14 protein-coding genes and 1 pseudogene are annotated in these 14,825 nt (G+C 58.2%); 8 read left to right on the top strand and 7 right to left on the bottom strand.

Annotation, left to right across the window (positions count from 1 at the left end):
- Positions 1–28: 28 nt before the first annotated feature.
- The 7 genes and pseudogenes from R3X27_RS10095 to R3X27_RS10125 all read left to right on the top strand — a co-directional run bounded on the left by R3X27_RS10095 (position 29) and on the right by R3X27_RS10125 (position 9,770).
- Positions 29–1,501 (top strand): site-specific integrase, encoded by a 1,473-nt coding sequence (locus R3X27_RS10095; protein WP_317708730.1) that lies wholly within the window; start codon positions 29–31, stop codon positions 1,499–1,501.
- Entirely contained in the window at positions 1,498–3,093 is a 1,596-nt protein-coding gene (locus R3X27_RS10100) for a hypothetical protein (RefSeq protein ID WP_317708731.1), read from the top strand. The genes R3X27_RS10095 and R3X27_RS10100 overlap by 4 nt, the downstream gene beginning before the upstream one ends.
- A complete protein-coding gene (locus R3X27_RS10105; RefSeq protein WP_317708732.1) occupies positions 3,077–5,176 on the top strand; it encodes a hypothetical protein in 2,100 nt (699 codons plus the stop codon). The genes R3X27_RS10100 and R3X27_RS10105 overlap by 17 nt, the downstream gene beginning before the upstream one ends.
- Positions 5,173–5,562: a hypothetical protein gene (locus tag R3X27_RS10110; RefSeq protein WP_317708733.1), complete on the top strand. Its 390-nt coding sequence runs from the start codon at positions 5,173–5,175 to the stop codon at positions 5,560–5,562. The genes R3X27_RS10105 and R3X27_RS10110 overlap by 4 nt, the downstream gene beginning before the upstream one ends.
- A gap of 118 nt (positions 5,563–5,680) precedes the next feature.
- Positions 5,681–6,421 (top strand): annotated as a pseudogene (locus tag R3X27_RS10115) (transposase); the annotation flags it as partial.
- Between the two features lie 413 nt (positions 6,422–6,834).
- Entirely contained in the window at positions 6,835–9,189 is a 2,355-nt protein-coding gene (locus R3X27_RS10120; RefSeq protein WP_411572480.1) for a heavy metal translocating P-type ATPase, read from the top strand.
- 71 nt (positions 9,190–9,260) lie between these two features.
- Positions 9,261–9,770 (top strand): murein L,D-transpeptidase family protein, encoded by a 510-nt coding sequence (locus tag R3X27_RS10125; protein WP_317708734.1) that lies wholly within the window; start codon positions 9,261–9,263, stop codon positions 9,768–9,770.
- A 122-nt stretch (positions 9,771–9,892) separates the two neighbouring features.
- On the opposite strand, the gene R3X27_RS10130 is transcribed toward R3X27_RS10125, so the two are convergent.
- From R3X27_RS10130 to R3X27_RS10160, 7 genes are all read right to left on the bottom strand, one after another.
- On the bottom strand, positions 9,893–10,675 hold the full coding sequence (locus R3X27_RS10130; RefSeq protein WP_317708735.1) for a ZIP family metal transporter: 783 nt from the start codon (positions 10,673–10,675) through the stop codon (positions 9,893–9,895).
- A 101-nt stretch (positions 10,676–10,776) separates the two neighbouring features.
- Positions 10,777–11,232: a DUF411 domain-containing protein gene (locus tag R3X27_RS10135; protein ID WP_317708736.1), complete on the bottom strand. Its 456-nt coding sequence runs from the start codon at positions 11,230–11,232 to the stop codon at positions 10,777–10,779.
- A gap of 84 nt (positions 11,233–11,316) precedes the next feature.
- Positions 11,317–11,925 (bottom strand): SCO family protein, encoded by a 609-nt coding sequence (locus R3X27_RS10140; RefSeq protein ID WP_317708737.1) that lies wholly within the window; start codon positions 11,923–11,925, stop codon positions 11,317–11,319.
- On the bottom strand, positions 11,912–12,391 hold the full coding sequence (locus tag R3X27_RS10145; protein ID WP_317708738.1) for a copper chaperone PCu(A)C: 480 nt from the start codon (positions 12,389–12,391) through the stop codon (positions 11,912–11,914). Before R3X27_RS10145 ends, R3X27_RS10140 begins: the two co-directional genes overlap by 14 nt.
- A gap of 33 nt (positions 12,392–12,424) precedes the next feature.
- Positions 12,425–13,084 (bottom strand): DsbA family protein, encoded by a 660-nt coding sequence (locus R3X27_RS10150; protein ID WP_317708739.1) that lies wholly within the window; start codon positions 13,082–13,084, stop codon positions 12,425–12,427.
- 1 nt (position 13,085) lies between these two features.
- Positions 13,086–13,505: a disulfide bond formation protein B gene (locus R3X27_RS10155; protein ID WP_317708740.1), complete on the bottom strand. Its 420-nt coding sequence runs from the start codon at positions 13,503–13,505 to the stop codon at positions 13,086–13,088.
- Positions 13,502–14,110, bottom strand: coding sequence for an SCO family protein (locus tag R3X27_RS10160; protein ID WP_411572482.1), 609 nt, complete (start codon positions 14,108–14,110; stop codon positions 13,502–13,504). The genes R3X27_RS10155 and R3X27_RS10160 overlap by 4 nt, the downstream gene beginning before the upstream one ends.
- 172 nt (positions 14,111–14,282) lie before the next feature.
- Between R3X27_RS10160 and R3X27_RS10165 the strand changes: the two genes are divergently transcribed.
- Entirely contained in the window at positions 14,283–14,711 is a 429-nt protein-coding gene (locus R3X27_RS10165) for a helix-turn-helix domain-containing protein (RefSeq protein ID WP_317708741.1), read from the top strand.
- Positions 14,712–14,825 lie beyond the last annotated feature (114 nt).

The raw sequence follows: 14,825 nt of genomic DNA on the forward strand, positions 1-14,825 counted from the left end.
CTGTCCGGTCAGCAGAGGAGTCCGAAGAATGCATCCAATCAATCAAGTGGTGCGTAGGCGCCGCACTTCGCCGCCCCAGCTCAAAGGGGAGACGGCTTTCGCCATCTATCGTTCCGACAACTCTCCTGCAATCTTCCCCTGGATGTGGACGGTCTCTGAGGCTCGGAGTCGTCGCTATACACCGGATGGAATCGCGACGATGTTGACCCACATCAAGGTGCTTGAGTTGTGGGCAATCCATAGAAAGATCGATCTCTACCCCGTGATGATCTTGGGTGAATGCTTGTCTCTGGCGGAAATAAGGGACTTCGAACCTTTTCTCTCCTACCGTTTGGTCGATCTTCGCGAGGTATGCGAGATGCTGCCATGCGGCAAGGAAGCGTTTCTTGAGCGGTGTCTGAAAGAGCGGGCCGTAGAAAATGGCACTATTGTTCAGAGGAAAGTCACCATTCTGGCGTACCTCTCCTGGCTTGGGGAGTTTGGCAACAGGCTCATTAAGTTGAGGCGAACCGGGAACTCGGAACTCACCCAATTATCTTCCGCTGAGATTGACGAAATTATTGTTCGGCGATCAAGACTGTTGGAACCCTCAGTGCCGCTTGGGGGGAGACGCGGTAGATCGAGGACCGTTCCTGGTAGCTACGCGCATCTCTTTTCAAAAAGCCGTGTGCCCCAAAAGAAGAGCAACATTAAAGCCGGCATCAAGACAGACGATGTGCATCGCTTCTTCCGCTGGTTGGTAGCCTGCGATCCCACCGAACTCGGCAAAGATCCATGGGTCGCGCGTCGCAATTATGTGATCCTCAACGTTCTTGTCGAACTTGGAGCAAGAGCCGGTGAGCTTCTTCAGATGAAGGTGGAGGATTATAAGTCCCAGTATGCGAGATTGGACGTGGTTCGTCGCCACAACGATCCAGATTGTCCGCGCCTGCGCGAGCCGGTTGGAAAGACCCTCGACCGTCCTGTCAAGCTCAGCGACTTCCTTGTCGAACTGGTCCATGACTGGCTCGACCACCGAGAGGACATCGATGCTGAAACCCCGAAAGAACTTCGAAATCCGTTTCTTTTTCCGAGCCTTAACCGAAACCCGGGATACCGCGGCAAACCGCTGACCAAGTCCGGGCTGGACTATATTTTGAGGAAGGCAGCAAACGCTGCTGGCATTGAGAAGATGACCGCGCACCCGTTGCGCCACCGACAAGTGCAGGAAAAGGTAAAGCTCTTGAAGGAGCGTGGCGCTTCACACGAAGAACGCCGTAAGGCCCTCGTCTTTCTGTTTGGTTGGTCTGACAATAGCGAGATGATCCAAAGGTATCTTGGTAGCGCTTCGGAACTCGGGGCAGTCAAGTCCATGCGGACGATTTGGGCGGAGCGCGAGGTGATCTCAGACAAACTCGACGAACTATTCATTTCGACGCAAGACGCGGACCGGCCCGAGCATGTCGAACTCCTCGAGAAAAAGTTGAAGCTACTTGACGCGCAGGCGAAGGCAAGACGATGAACCGGCAGTCGGGAAGCGCCAAGAACACACCAGTCCTCCGACCGCTCAGTATCCGTCGGGCCGCCAATGGCGAGACCTTCGACATCGCGAGCGACTCTTGGCCGCTGACGACGACCGGCAAGAATGCCAGGTTCGATTTTTCATGGTGCAATGACGCACTAACACCCAACATGAAGGCGTACCTAAAAGAAGCCGTTGCGCTTCGGTTGCAGCGTTGCTCTGTCGGGACTGAGACAGGCAACCTAAGTGCAATAAGGCGTCTGCTCGAGTGGATAAGCGCCAAACACCGAAGACCCATCAATATGGTTATGCAAGCTGATGTGTCCCAATACCGGCTCAGCTTTCCTTGCTCGACAGACTGCAACATCAAATACGTTGTCGAGGCATGGCAAGAGTTGGAACAGCCGGGTTTCGAACTTGGCGCGCAGTTTGTGCTGGAGGAGATCCCGCAGGTTAAGGCTGACCAATTGCACATTCTAACGCTCGACCCCAACAAGGGGCCGCACCTCGAGGACGAGCTCGCAATGGTCGATCTGGTGCTTCAGGCCGAATATGACAAGAAAGACGAGGGAATATCCGCCGCCCAATACGTCTTGGTGCAGATTTTTCGGCTCTACGGACAGCGCCCGTCCATGGTCTCAAACCTGAAACTCGGGGACGTCCGCACGCCACGTCATCACAATGAGGATACCTCCATTCGATTTCCGCTCTTGAAACAACCAAAGGGTGAAGCCCTACGGTACGGGCCAAGGCGGCCGGCACCCATGCTATTCACCCATGCGCTGGAAGAGTACCTCGACGAACTCAACATGGGAGCTTCGGCCACAGAGTGGGATCTGGATTCCCCATTATTTCCCGCGAAAACAGATTCTTTCTCAATATCAAAGAAAAAGGGAGACCGGGTCAAGGCACTGAACTCCGAAGGGCAGAGGGCAGACGGCTTTCACGGTCACGCAACAAGGAATACCCTGTCAGACCGTTACAAGGCCATTCTGACGAGTCTAAAGATTGTCAGTCCGCGCACTGGAAAGCCCATGGTGTTTAACCCGGCCAGGGATCGGCATACCATTGCGACGATCATGGCGATGCGCGGGTGTTCGGCCGAAGAGATCGCCGCATGGCTTCACCATTCGGACGTTCACAGCTGTCAAGCGTATATCGAGTTGGCGTGGCAGCATCATCAGCTGATGTCAAGTTTCCTGGACGGAAAATTCGTCCATGAGGCAGGGTTGTTCCTCGGTGACGTCATCGAGGGCGATCCAGAAAGCTATCCCTCGCATGCGGTTATATCGGCGTCAGAGATCGATACCGCACCGAACATCGGCGCATGCGCGGATGGCGGTTGTGAGGCTCTGGAGGTGCTTGCAGCGCCATATGCATGCTTCCTCTGCAGGAACTTTCATCTTTCGATAAATGCCGATCTCGGCCCGTTAGTTTCCTTGCTTGTTGAGCGAAAGAAAGAAGCTAACCGCTGGGGCGACGACGAATACGGTCGTACTTTGAACCGTCACATCGCAGCCGTTCTCGCCGCCGAAAGGAGGCAGCGAGAGTGGGAATCAGCCAGGAAGACGCCCCGTGAGACATCCCTTTGAAACCAAGTCCCAACGTGCGATCAACCAATACATCGCGGGGGCAAAGGCCCTCCCTATCTTTGCTCCAGACGTTCCGGATGCGATTGATTGGCCCCAACTCACGTGGAATGTCACCGCGCTGGTGAAACGCGCGCGGGAAAGTTCTAACGAAACTATTCCTTTCCATCACGCACGATCAAGAACTCCGACGTCAAATGATGCGATGGCGGAACCGTTCGGTGATGTTGTGAAGGCATTCATCGCATACGAGCTTGATGAGAACAGCAGAAAACCTTGGAAGAGCCGTAAAACCAACGTCTACACGGAATATGCGCGGCCTATACGCTATTTGGACGTTGTGCTTCGGGATCGCGGCAAGCCAGGGCGCGTTGACCGTATTGCAAAGGAGGATTTAACCGCTGCGCTGGAGCATGCTGGGAAAACCCAAAAGCAGGCTGCAGCGCAGGCATTGCGCAAGTTCGCTCGTCAACTCGACAATGCCGGTATCACGAAAGACCTGGATAGCTGGCATCACCCAGCACTTTTGGAACGAAGCCATAGTAGGGCCAACAGAAGCCGCGTAAATCCGAAGAAGAGCCGAAAAAAAATTTCCAAAGCAGAGGTTTCCTGCCTCGCACGCGCTTACCGAAGTGCCGTGAGCGACAAAGACCGTTTCGCTATGTCAATCGTGGCGCTCCTCATGTGCACACCGAGTCGGAAAGAGGAGCCGTTCCTCCTTCCGGCGCAAGCCGAAATAGTGAAGAATCCTGGAGCTGATCGGTCGGACGAAGACATACCGTTCCATTTGCGTAGCACGTACAAATGCGGCCTGCGATGGTGGCCGTTAAAGGGCGGTCCTGCTCAGGTCAAGTTCGTTCCGAAAGAAATGATGCCCGTCGCGGTGGAAGCTCTCGAAACCATTCGAGAACTCACGCGAGAAGCACGTAACCTCGCTTCCTGGATGATGGAAAACCCCGGCCAAATTCGACTGCCGAGTGGACTTGAGCACGTCCCAGAAGCGAGGTTGATCACGATTTCTGAACTCAGCCAAATGCTTCTTGGCCCACGGAGTTGGCTTTCAAAGCGAGGTATCAAGGCAAAGGTTCGTCGAAATACGAAAGAGGGTTTCGGCGCACCAAACCTCTACAGTTGGGATGAAGTCCAGCAAGCCATGCTCAAAGAAACACCGCGTGGCTGGCCTGTGCTTAGTCGGGTCTCGGAGGTCAAATATTCGGATGCCCTTTGTGTTTCTTTTCTCAACCAGTTCGATGAGAGAAACGCGACGCGATCCTGGATGGTGAAGCCGATCGACACGGGTATCATAGATGACGTGCTGTCTGGCCAGCCCGAGGGTGTTCGAGAAAACGGAAAAATCCGTCCGGCAGTGCCATCGATCTTCGAGCGCATGGCCATCAGGCTGCCTGACGGTTCCATTCCAAAGATCACTACGCATCAGATTCGCCACTACCTGAACACGATAGCGCAACGCGCTCGTGTTCCCCAAGCACATATCGCGCACTGGTCGGGGCGTAGGCACGTTATGGAGAACGAAGACTACGACCATACCGATATGCTGTTTGAGGTCGAGCAGATCCTACGCGGCGAGGAATCGCAAGAACTGCCTGCCATCGCAGGGATCGTCGACGATTCTGACTTCGAAACCCTCGACTACCTCCGCGGCGATAGGAAAATGCAGCTGCATTCGACCGCCTACGGTTATTGCAATCGGCGCTTCATGGAGGAGCCTTGTGACCGGGCTGGAGCTTGTCGGACCTGCACTCGTCTTGTTTGTCTCGGCGGCTCAAAGCGCGCTGCAGATCAACTCCTGCGCGAGGCCGCGCGAGATGAGCGATCACTTGAGAACCTGAGATCGCGACAGTTAGAGGGTCGAACCGTCAACCAAAAAACCGTTGAGGCCGTAGAGCAAAGTTCTGCGCGAAGCCGCGCTATGGCCGAGGCTATAATGGATCCGAAAAATTCGGGGTTAGTCATTAGAAATTGCGAGTTCGGTCCACTACTCGATTTCTCCCACGCGGGCCGGATTATAGAGAAAAAACGTAAGGAGATTGTCTCGGAGGATCGCCCTGCGGGAGAACTGCAATGAAGCTAACAAGCCCAAATGTGGATGAGATTGTCAGGATCATCTGGAGTATGAAGGGAAAGATAACACGCGGAAGAATTCACAAACGGGTCGAAGCGAACGTCGTGAAGATCTCAGCGCGTCAGCTCTTTGCCCACCATTTGGTGAAATCAGCATACAAAAAAAAGCAGGCCGCATCGAAGGCGAAGGAAAAAACACGGCACATAGAAAAGGCCCCTGCCAACGCCGCTGAAGTCATCCACGCGCAGCGGATTAAGCTTGAGGAACTTGAAAACCGAATTTCGGCGCTCCTCCGCAATGCGGAGGCCAATGGAGTGAATCCTGCAAAGCTGGAAAAACAGTTGGACCCCATCGACTTCGGAAACACTTACAAGCGCCCTGCCTCGTAACGAGGAGAAGTGGTCCGGTAGATCTGGACGGGCTGCTAAGATGTTCCCAACGCTGATGACACCATGATTGTAGGTTCGAGCAAAAGCGTGCGCTCAGGCGTGAACATTTGGAGAACCGAGAAGGCCGGCATTCTTCTCCGATTCCGACAACTACCTGATCGATACGGATCGCGGGGTGATCGTGGATGTCGAGGGAACACGGTCGATCCGGCAGGCGGAGGTCGGGTCGACACGGACGATGCTGGACCGGGTGAAGGACAAGTTCGACATCGATCCGGACTGGCTGATCGCAGACACTGCCTACGGGTCCGGGCCGATGCTGGGTTGGCTCGTTGATCGCAAGATCGATCCCTACATCCCGGTCATCGATAAGGCCGGTCGCCCGGATGGCACCTGGACCCGCATCGACTTCGAATGGGATGCCGACAACGACCAGTACATCTGCCCCGAGGGGCATGCGCTGAAACAATTCCGTCGAAACTACTCGGACCCGAACCGCGGCCCGACCGGCAATGGCGTGGCCAAGTATCGGGCGCTCAAACTCACTTGCCAGAGTTGTCCTTCAAAGGCGCGTTGCTGCCCAAATGCGGACTTCCGATCCATCACGCGTGAAGAACACGAAGACGCCCGCCAGACAGCCCGCGATCTCGCGAAAACCGATCAGTACGAGATCGCGATGAAGCTGCGGAAGAAGGTCGAGATGCTGTTCGCGCACCTGAAGCGGATACTCGGTCTCAACCGGCTCCGATTACGCGGCCCAAACGGCGCAAATGACGAATTTCTCCTCGCCGCAACCGCCCAGAACCTCCGCAAACTGGCAAAGATCTTTCCTGCACCGCAGAAACCGCAAGCGGCCTGACAGGAAAGGCGCTTGCGCAAACCGCCAGCGCCCACTTTCTGCGTAAGCAACGCGATGTTTTTCCACAGAATCGGCGGTGAGCCGTCGTTCGCGGCATTGAGAACCAAGGTCGAGGATGCAGAATGACCTGCCGTTCGCCTATCCCGCTCCGATGATCGTAGGCTGAGCATTCCTCCCGTCCATGAGATCCAGACACTTCGCTATTGCAGCAATCAATAGGGCGAAATGAATGGTCCAAACCGTTCATTTGCCATTGGGTATACCTTCGGCGGCGTTGCCCGGAAGACGGCACCTTTTTAACATCTGCACTCGGTTCTTTCCCCAGAGGTAACCGCGAAAGATTTCGCTTGAAGCTACAGTTGCTGTAGATCCTATATTCCGGTTTGTCAGCAGAATCGGACATGGAGACGTCAATGTCGCTGGAAGAGCACTCGCGTAGTCACGACGAACACGGACAGCATCAGCAATCGCAAGAGCCACCCGCTCAGGGCGGATGCTGCGGGTCGTCTTGTGGGGATGTTGCGCCGGTTGGTGATGTTGGCGGATCGGGTCGAAGCTATCGCGTCAATGGGCTCGACTGCGCCGAAGAGGTGGCGATCCTGAACCGGGTTGTGGGTCCGCTGGTCGGGGGGGAGGAGCATCTTGCCTTCGACGTCATCAACGGGCGGATGATCGTGCTCGACAGCGCTGGCGCCTTCAGCGATGCGCAGATCGAAAAGGCCGTCGCCACGACAGGCATGAGCGCCAAACCCTGGGACGCCAACTCGGCAGAAGCCGATCAGGCCGCCCATTTCCGGCGGTTGCGCCTTTTCACCGGGTTGAGCGGTGGCTTCTGGGCCGCCGGGTTTGTCTATCACATCATCGAATCTGGTGCGATCGGGGCTGTCGGGCTCTTTTCCGGCCACGGCGAAACGCCGATGCCTGCGGTCGAGATCATCGCTTTCCTGATTTCGGTCGTTTTCGGCGTCTGGCTCGTGGCCCCAAAGGCCTGGTCCGCCGTGCGACGGATGGCACCGGACATGAATCTCCTGATGGTCGTGGCCGTTGCCGGGGCGATCGGCCTCGGGGAGTACTTCGAAGCTGCGACGGTCGCGGTGTTCTTCGCGCTGTCACTGACGCTTGAGAGCTGGAGTGTCGGCCGGGCCCGAAATGCCGTTTCGGCGCTTCTGGACCTCGCACCTCCAACGGCCCGCATCCGTTATGAAGACGGTTCGGAAGCAGACGTTCCGGCCGCGACGGTATCCGTGGGAGCGGCATTCGTTGTGCGTGGCGGTGACCGGATCCCTCTCGACGGCGACGTCTTAGAGGGGCGCGGAGATGTCGATCAGGCGCCCATCACGGGCGAAAGCGCCCTCGTGGCAAAAGAAACAGGCGATGAAGTCTATGCCGGCACGATCAACGGTGACGGCACATTGCTGGTACGATCCACAAAGGCGGCTGGCGACACTGTCCTGTCCAAGATCATTCGGATGGTCGGCGACGCCCATTCCAAGCGGGCCAATGTCGAACAATGGGTGACCAAATTCGCCCGGATCTACACGCCCGTCGTGATGGCTCTTGCGGTTCTGATCGCCGTTGTGCCGCCACTGGTTGCGGGCGGCGCGTGGGACTTCTGGTTCTACAATGCGCTGGTTCTGCTTGTGATAGCCTGTCCCTGCGCACTGGTCATTTCGACGCCGGTCTCCATTGTGGCGGCACTGGCATCGTCTGCCCGCAATGGCGTGTTGATCAAGGGCGGCGCTTATGTGGAAGCGCCCTCCCGGCTGACGGCGCTCGCGATGGACAAGACCGGGACGTTGACAATGGGCGAACCGGAAGTGTCGGGCCTCCATCCGCTCGGCAATTCATCCACGCAGGACCTTCTGGAAGCGGCCGTCGCTCTTGAGGCTCGGTCCTCACATCCGCTTGCCCGCGCGATCCTGGCGCATGGCGAAAGCGAGGGAATGTCACGCATCGCCGCAGAGGAGACCCGAACAGTTCCGGGCCGCGGCGTCGAGGGCGTGTGGCAAGGCGAAAAGATCTGGCTTGGCTCAGACGGCTTCGCCGCAAGGAAGGGACTGGGAGACATGATCCCGCGCGATCTGGTCGACCAGATCAAGGGCGATGGCAGCACGATGGTTGTTGTTGGAACCAATGATGGCCTCAAGGGTCTGATCGCTCTGCGCGACCGCATCCGGCCGGAAGCCAGGGGCATCGTGGAGAAGCTCCACGCGCAGGGGGTCAAATCCATTGTCATGCTGACCGGAGACAATGAGCGTGCCGCGCGCGCCGTTGCGAACGAGGTCGGGATCGACGAGGTCCATGCAGATCTCCTGCCGGACGAGAAGGTCTTTGCCATCGACAAGCTGACTGCCGAGCACGATGTCGTCGCAATGATCGGCGACGGCGTAAACGACGCGCCGGCGATGGCGCGTGCCCACTTCGCCATTGCCATGGGAGCCGTCGGATCCGACGCGGCCATCGAGACGGCCGACATCGCGCTGATGACCGACGATATCGGCAAGGTTCCGTGGCTTGTGGATCATTCCCGCCGCACGATGGGGATCATCCGGCAGAACATCGGCCTGTCCCTGGCAACCAAGGCCGTCTTCGTCGGCCTGACAGCCTTCGGAATGGCGTCCATGTGGGGGGCGATTGCCGCGGACGTTGGCGTATCGCTGCTGGTCGTCGCGAATGCGTTGCGGTTGCTGCAGACGAACCCTGATGTTTCGCAACATGAAAGCAGCAAGGTTGTGGGCACGCCCATGGCCGAAGCCGAGCTGACGTAAGGTCATTGATCTGAGCTCCGGACTTCAATAGCGTGGATCAAACAAGCCGCAAAAAACGGTATCGAGCAGTGATGAAAAACAGACTTCCGAGACGCCTGTTCATGTTGGGCGGCATTGCCGCTTCTCTGTCGGGCTGTGCAAGCAAGTTCCATTCCTACAACGGCCCGGAGGTAACCCGAGTTCGGCTCTACAAGTCACAGCGCCTGCTCGCTCTTGATGGCGCTGAGGGCGTCTTGCGTACCTATCCGGTCGGGCTGGGATTCGCTCCGACGGGTCACAAGCAGTTCGAAGGCGATGGGCGGACACCTGAAGGGTCCTATGTTGTCGACAAGCGAAATCCTGACAGCCTGTTCCACCTCTCCGTGGGGATATCCTATCCCAACGAGACAGATATCGCGTTGGCCGAAGCACAAGGGAAGTCCCCGGGCGGCGACATCTTCATTCACGGTGGGCCAAGGCGCGGAATCGATCCGATGAACAAACGCGACTGGACTGCAGGCTGCATCTCCGTCACCGATCGCCAGATCGAGGAGGTGTATGCCATGGTACAAAATGGAACACCGATCAATATCTATGCCTGAGCAGGTCGTTGAACCTGCTTTGACGGCAGCTGGTTCGAGGACACCCGGGTAGTCGTCCATTCGACGGGGGCAACGGGTCGATTGGGACCATCCTTTGTTGCCAGTCTCGGTTGCTCAGGCGTTCACCCCAACCAGACATCGAGGAACAGCATGATGACCAGACCGATGGCGAGACCCAGCGTCGCCTTGTTCTGATGGCCGCTTCGGTGCGTCTCGGGAATGATCTCGTGACTGATGACGTAGAGCATCGCACCAGCTGCAAATGCCAGCCCCCAGGGAAGCAGGGGTTCCGACAGTGTGATGATACCAGCGCCAAGAATACCGCCCAACGGTTCCACGAGACCGGTCAGGGCCGCAATGCCCCAGGCCCGGAACTTCGAGTATCCCTCCCCCAGTAGAGAGACCGCGACGGCGAGCCCTTCCGGGGCGTTCTGCAGGCCAATCCCGATGGCCAGAGGCATTCCGCCTTCGACGCCGCCCGAACCGAAGCCGACCCCGACAGCGAGGCCTTCGGGGAAATTGTGGATGGTGATGGCGATGATGAAGAGCCAGACGCGGCGAAGCGAAGCCGCCTCCGGGCCCTCCCGTCCCACCTTGAAATGCTCATGAGGCAAATGTTCGTTCATGAACGCAACGGCGCCCATGCCCAGGAGGATAGAAACACAGACGATCGCGGCAGGAGCGGCTCCGTTCTCGAATTGCAGTTCGGCCGCATCAAGTGCGGGAATGATCAGTGAGAAGAAGGACGCCGCCAACATGACACCGGCTGCAAAGCCGAGAGACATGTCGCGGGTGGCGCGAGACGGAACCCGCCCGAACAGCACGGGAACCGCGCCGACGGCCGTCAACGAACCGGCTGCGAGGCTTCCAAGAAACCCCAGCATAACGGGAGAAAGTGTATCCATGACTTGATGGGTCCCCTAATTCCACTCTGGGCCTATCGTCTTTGAGAATGACTCGCAACTACAATAGTTCCGCACCACTTGGTTTCTTGGGAAACACTGGATCAATTCCCCGGATAGGAAGCGAAGACCTCGGTCGATCCATCCTGTCGTATCAGGAACACGTCATAGGCATCGCGCCGTTTGCCAAAATCCATCCCCGGAGAGCCAAGCGGCATATCCGGCACAGCCAGACCGACGGCTTCCGGGCGATCCGTGAGCAGGCGCTGGATCTCGCGTGCGGGCACATGGCCCTCGATGACATAGCCATCGACAAGAGCGGTATGGCACGACACCATTTTCTGAGGGACGCCCTTGTCGAGCTTGAAGCGGACCAATGCCCCGCCAAACATGTCCTCGCCGGTGGGTGAGAACCCGTTCTCCTGCAAGTGTTCCATCCAGGCAAGGCAACAGCCACACCCATTGGTCTTGAAGACTTCGATCTCTGTCGCCTCGGCCGCGGCCTGAGTTGCTGTGGCGAGCAAGAACGCGAAGGCGAGTGGTTTGGCCAGGCGGGACATATGTCGGTTCCTTTCCGCTTGTGGTGTCCTGGTTTCGTGTCTTTCAGGTTGATATGGGGATCCGGGGTGGCCCGGCATGCCCGCCTATTCCTGCATTGCCCGGCGTATTTTTGGCACTGCGAACTCCCGTGGCTCGTGATAGTCGACCGTACTCACGAAACGTCCATTGGCATTGAACAGGAAGACGCTCGCTGTGTGGTTCATGGTGTAGTCGCCCCCATCGGGCGCAACCTTCTCGTATCTGACGCGAAACCCGCTGGCGGCCTCGGCGATCTTTTCGGGAGCACCAGTCCAGCCACGGATCACCGGGTGGAAGTACCCAACATATTCCGCCATTGCCTCGGTCGTGTCGCGTTCCGGATCGACGGTTATGAACACCACGTTCAACCGGTCCGCATCTTCTCCAAGAGCGTCGAGCCAATCGGAGATATCCGAAAGTGTTGTCGGGCAGACGTCCGGACAGAAGGTGAACCCGAAAAAGACCAGGCTTGGCTGCCCGATCAATGTCTCCGGCCCCACATTCTGGCCCTCGTGGTCGATCAGCCGAAACGCCATCGCTGTAAGCGAGTCCGGGCGTTGGCCTGGTTCTTGTCTGGCACTTGGTCCATCCTTCTGCCACCACCCGACGAACAGGGTAAGGGCGAGAACGCATATGGCCGCGGCGCCCGCGACAAGCGCCCTATGAGGCCTCATCACCCTCTGGGCCACGCGCGCCAACACCAAGGATCGGCACGTCGACCGTTACGTCACCACCGTCCGAGAACAGAAGCTGCAACGGATAACTCTCGCCCTTCTTCATCGGCGCCTGGAGCCGCATCAGCATGGCGTGCAACCCGCCGGGTTCCAGCGCGACGGTCGCGCCGGGACCAATCGTGATCTCGCCAGCCGGCTCCATCGAACTCACGCCTGCGCTATCGGTGCTTGTGCGGTGGATTTCCGGCATCATGGCAATCTCGGCCCGAAGGCCGGTCAGCGTGACCGGCTCGGACCCTGCATTGCGGATTTCCATATAGGCAACGCCCGGACGGCCTGTGCCGATCGACGCCCGCGACCAGGCGTTTTCGATCACGACTTCGTCCGATCCGGCAAAAACGATGAGTGGCGATATCGACCCGATGGCCAGTGCGGCCAGCGCAGCGAATAGGGGGCGGTTGTTCATGTGTTCCTCTTTCCGGGATTGCGCCTGCAGCATTCAGGACCCTGTTCGGTCAACTTCAGCTGCGACCAGCGCACGTAGCTCTGCTTCGCCGAACGGATCGAGCGGTTGGCCATTGACGAAGAATGTCGGCGTCTGCCGGATGCCAACTGCCTCTACATCCGCCTTGTCCTGGTTGAATACAGCCACCACGTCCGGCGCCTTCATTTGCGATACAGCCGCTTCGACATCGAGGCCGGCCGCCCCGGCGATGGCGCCAATCTTTTCGACTGACGGTGCGCCATGTGCAGCCCAGACATTCTGATTGACGAAGAGAGCCTCGAGCACCGGTTCGAAGACATCCTGCATACGGGCCGCCTCCAGAATCTTGATCGCGACCTCGGACGGATAGCCGTGAAACGGCGTGTATCGCAGGACCAGGCGAACGTCCTCGGGATATTGGGCCAGAATGTCTTTGACGATCGGGTGGAAGGCCCGGCATGCCTCGCAGGCGGGGTCGAGGAATTCGACGATCGTTACCGGTGCTTCCGCTGGGCCAAAGGTGGGCGAATATGGGCGCTCCAGTTTCTCCAGGATTGCCGGATCCACCGTGGCGCCACCGCCATTGCCCGTAGAACGCTGCGCCCACCAGGCGGCACCGCCGAAACCCGCGACAAGCACGGCCCCGGTCGAAAGAATGAGAGTTCGTCTGTTCATGTCATGTCTCCGGTCTGGCCGCGAACAGCAACCCTGTGATGGCTGCGAAAGCGGCGAATGATAATAGAGGGATCGGCACCCCGAGAAAGAGCTGGCTCTCACCGGTGCAGGATGGGCCGGAGGCAGTACAGGGCTGGATCGCCTCGGGAATGAGGCCGACAAAGAGGCCGAGGTGCCAAAGGGAGATGGCGCCCCCGATCAGCGCGAGGGACAGGGCGTAGGGGCGGATACCGAAATCGGCCCTCCAGGCGGCCATCCCCAGAACCACGGCCAGTGGAAACATGAACGCGCGCTGGTACCAACACAGGGCGCATGGCGCCTGCTCCAGAACCTCGCCGATGAACAGGACGAGGAGCGACGAAAAAAGCGCCAGCGCCCAGGCGAGATAAAGAGCCGTTTCACCGGTCAATCGTGCGGTCATTGTGCGATGTGCCTCCGAAGGTCAGCCAGAATGTTCTCGGCCGGTGTTCCGTATTGCCAGGATGTCACATAGCCCGCATCAGGCCCGAACAGGAACAGTTGGGAGGAATGGCTCATCGCATAGTCCTCTGGCGCCTTCGGGTCCCCGCTCCGCTCGTAGAAAACGTGAAAGCTGTTCGCCGTGCTGGATATCTGTTCCGGCGTGCCGGTCAGGCCGACGATGCCCACTCCGAAGAGCGGAACATATTCCGCCAATTCCATCGGCGTGTCACGTTCAGGATCGATTGAAACGAAGAGAGGCTGAACCGATGCCGCCGCATCGCCAAGGCCATCCATCACCGCGGCGACTTCGGACAGCGTCGTCGGGCAGACGTCCGGACAATTGGCGTATCCAAAGAATACGAGCATCCATCGGCCTGCAAAGTCCCGCTCCGTGCGCACCATTCCCTGATGGTCGGTCAGTTCGAACCTGGCTTTGAACGCGTTGCCGGCTGACATTTCATTGTGGTCGTCCTGTCCGGCATCCCAAAGGAAAAGAACCAGCCAGCCGATCGCCGCAAGTGCCACGAGCCCCCAGAGGCCTTTTCGAATTGTGGTCAGGTTCATGGAAACGTGTGGTCCGTTGTTGATTGAACGAACCGGTACAACCTCCACCCACTGTAGGTTCAAGCCAATTCCGAAAAACAATGGCCCGCGTCACAGCGATGTGAACATCCAGGACCCTTTGACTTGCCGTGTTCGAGAACCTACCAAGACTATAGGTTTTACGGAGGCGCACATGCTCTCAATTGGCACATTGGCAAAGAGGACCGGGACCAAGGTCCAGACAATCCGGTACTACGAGGAGATCGGATTGATGCCCGAACCGGGCAGGACCGCAGGTGGTCAGCGGCGGTATAGTGATGCCGAGCTGGACAGGCTCTCCTTCATTCGTCACGCACGGCAACTGGGCTTCCCTCTCGACGCGATCCGGGAGCTTCTGGCCCTGTCAGATTCGCCGACCCAGTCCTGCGAGGAAGCGGATACCATTGCCACCCGCCAGCTGAAACTGGTTGAGCAACGGATCGACCGATTGCAGGCCCTGCGTACCGAACTCAAACGCATGATCCATGAATGCAGCGGCGGCAATGCCGCCGACTGTCGAATTCTGGGGGTGCTGCGGGACCACTCGGAATGCCTGACCAACCACGACGAGATCGGGGCGTGAGACAGCTCCAACAGGTTCGGAATTGCGCCTCGAGGATGCAGAACAATACGCACCCGCCTGGCCAATTGCCTCGAAGCCCGCTCCGTCGAGATCTGTGTCATCCGGATCAACACC

The organism is Tropicimonas sp. TH_r6, assembly GCF_033101155.1.
Classification (GTDB): domain Bacteria; phylum Pseudomonadota; class Alphaproteobacteria; order Rhodobacterales; family Rhodobacteraceae; genus Tropicimonas.

Coding starts and splice junctions, on each gene's coding strand:
- R3X27_RS10095 (WP_317708730.1), top strand. CDS start 29: ATGCATCCAATCAATCAAGTGGTGCGTAGGCGCCGCACTTCGCCGCCC.
- R3X27_RS10100 (WP_317708731.1), top strand. CDS start 1,498: ATGAACCGGCAGTCGGGAAGCGCCAAGAACACACCAGTCCTCCGACCG.
- R3X27_RS10110 (WP_317708733.1), top strand. CDS start 5,173: ATGAAGCTAACAAGCCCAAATGTGGATGAGATTGTCAGGATCATCTGG.
- R3X27_RS10120 (WP_411572480.1), top strand. CDS start 6,835: ATGTCGCTGGAAGAGCACTCGCGTAGTCACGACGAACACGGACAGCAT.
- R3X27_RS10125 (WP_317708734.1), top strand. CDS start 9,261: ATGAAAAACAGACTTCCGAGACGCCTGTTCATGTTGGGCGGCATTGCC.
- R3X27_RS10130 (WP_317708735.1), bottom strand. CDS start 10,675: ATGGATACACTTTCTCCCGTTATGCTGGGGTTTCTTGGAAGCCTCGCA.
- R3X27_RS10135 (WP_317708736.1), bottom strand. CDS start 11,232: ATGTCCCGCCTGGCCAAACCACTCGCCTTCGCGTTCTTGCTCGCCACA.
- R3X27_RS10140 (WP_317708737.1), bottom strand. CDS start 11,925: ATGAGGCCTCATAGGGCGCTTGTCGCGGGCGCCGCGGCCATATGCGTT.
- R3X27_RS10145 (WP_317708738.1), bottom strand. CDS start 12,391: ATGAACAACCGCCCCCTATTCGCTGCGCTGGCCGCACTGGCCATCGGG.
- R3X27_RS10150 (WP_317708739.1), bottom strand. CDS start 13,084: ATGAACAGACGAACTCTCATTCTTTCGACCGGGGCCGTGCTTGTCGCG.
- R3X27_RS10155 (WP_317708740.1), bottom strand. CDS start 13,505: ATGACCGCACGATTGACCGGTGAAACGGCTCTTTATCTCGCCTGGGCG.
- R3X27_RS10160 (WP_411572482.1), bottom strand. CDS start 14,110: ATGAACCTGACCACAATTCGAAAAGGCCTCTGGGGGCTCGTGGCACTT.
- R3X27_RS10165 (WP_317708741.1), top strand. CDS start 14,283: ATGCTCTCAATTGGCACATTGGCAAAGAGGACCGGGACCAAGGTCCAG.